A 1823-nucleotide genomic window follows, 5' to 3' on the forward strand; every position below is an offset into this window, starting at 1 on the left:
CTAGGAGCCTGCTGAATTAGTCGTGGGGTGGGCGCGTCGGCTGGACTCGTGGGCCTGGTGGTTAAGACTGGTCTTATGCAGGGACGCGAGGATGCGCAACGCGGGTATTTGGATGTGGAGGCGCTGGCCGGGGAGTTGCTGGCTCCGGGCAGTGTCTTCGCTTTTCTGGCCACGCATCGCGGGCGGTTGTTTCCGGATTCGATGATGGAGGATCTGTTCCCGTCGCGGCGCGGCCGGCCGTCGGTTCCGGCGCCGGTCATCGGCTCGGTGCTGGTGTTGCAGGCGTTGCAGGGGCTCTCTGATCGGGAAACCGCCGAGGCTTTGACCTTCGATCTGCGTTGGAAGGCCGCGTGCGGGTACGGGTTGACTGATACCGCGTTCCATCCGAGCACGCTGACGTATTGGCGGAGGCGTTTGGCCGGATCGGGAAACCCGCACCGGATTATGGAGGCCATCGCCGAGGTCGTGGCGGAAACCGGAGTCCTGAAGGGCAAGCGCCGGCGGGCAGTGGATTCAACCGTTCTGGACGACGCGGTCGCGAGGCAGGACACCATCACGCAGCTGATCGCGGGAATCCGCCGCTTCGCCCGTGATGTCCCTGACGGGCAGGACCTGTTGAGCACCCACGCGACGGGGTATGAATACGCGCGCACCGGTAAGCCGGGTATCGCTTGGGATGACCAGGAGGCCAAGGACGGGCTGGTTTCGGCGCTAGTGACTGACGCGCTGGCGCTGTTGGCTGCGGTCGATCCCGAGACCTTGGGCGGCAAGGCGGCCGATGCGTACGCGCTGCTTGCCCTCATTGCCGGGCAGGACGTGGAACCGGCCGAGGATTCTGACGGGACCGACGGGCGGTGGCGGATCGCCCGGAAGGTCGCCCCAGACCGGCTGATCTCCACCGTGGATCCGGACTCCCGGCACGCCCATAAGACCCGGTCCCGGCAGCAGGACGGGTTCAAGGCCCACATTGTCATCGAACCCGATACCGGGCTGATCACCGCCGCTGCGCTGACCAAGGCCTCCGGACCGGAGAACAGTGACGGTGCGGTCGGTGCCCGGCTGATCGGCATGGATCCCACGATCGCCGACACGAGCGTGGACGTCCTGGCCGACTCGGCCTACGGTTCCGGGGAAATGCTCGCCGCTCTCGCCCGCACCGCCCACACGCCAGTGATCAAACCCTGGCCGCTACGCCCGGCGGTCGAAGGCGGATTCACCCTCGATGACTTCACCGTCGATGAGGCCGCACGGACCGTGACCTGCCCGATGGGCATCACGAAGACCATCTCCCCTAAACGCCATGTCACGTTCGGTACCGCCTGCACCGGCTGTCCCCTCCGGGACCGTTGCACCAGCGCAGTGCGGGGGCGCGAGCTCGATCTCCATGAACACGACGCATTACTGCGCGAACACCGCCACCGCGCCACGGACCCGGCTTTTCAGCACGACTACCGCACGCACCGGCCCATGGTCGAGCGATCCATCGCCTGGCTGACCCGCGGCAACCGCCGCGTGCCGCACCACGGCATCCAACGGAACAACGCCTGGCTGCAACTGCGGATCGCGGGACTGAATCTGCGGCGAATGCTCGCCCTCGGACTGACCAGGAACGAGGGATCATGGGCGCTGGGATAACCCACCGCCCGGGCCCCAGGCCCATCAACAAACCACTGGATGACGCCCCGTATCTGGGGCAGAATTAAGCCAAGCGGGCGGAACGACCCCGTTGTCGCACCCAAGGGTGCTGACCAGAACACGCCGCTCGACGGCCCATTGGTGGCGTTCCGCCCGCCCCACAACCGCCTTATTCAGCAGGCTCCTAG

The 1823-nt window shown here is 66.4% G+C and carries 1 protein-coding gene; it reads left to right on the forward strand.

What is annotated here, in order from left to right; all coding sequences use genetic code 11:
• Positions 1 to 75: 75 nt before the first annotated feature.
• Complete coding sequence (locus PY310_RS21415; RefSeq protein WP_275216643.1) at positions 76 to 1635, forward strand: IS1182 family transposase; 1560 nt, start codon at positions 76 to 78, stop codon at positions 1633 to 1635.
• Positions 1636 to 1823: the final 188 nt, after the last annotated feature.

The sequence above is a fragment of the Pseudarthrobacter naphthalenicus genome, from assembly GCF_029076445.1.
In the GTDB taxonomy this organism is placed as follows: domain Bacteria; phylum Actinomycetota; class Actinomycetes; order Actinomycetales; family Micrococcaceae; genus Arthrobacter; species Arthrobacter naphthalenicus.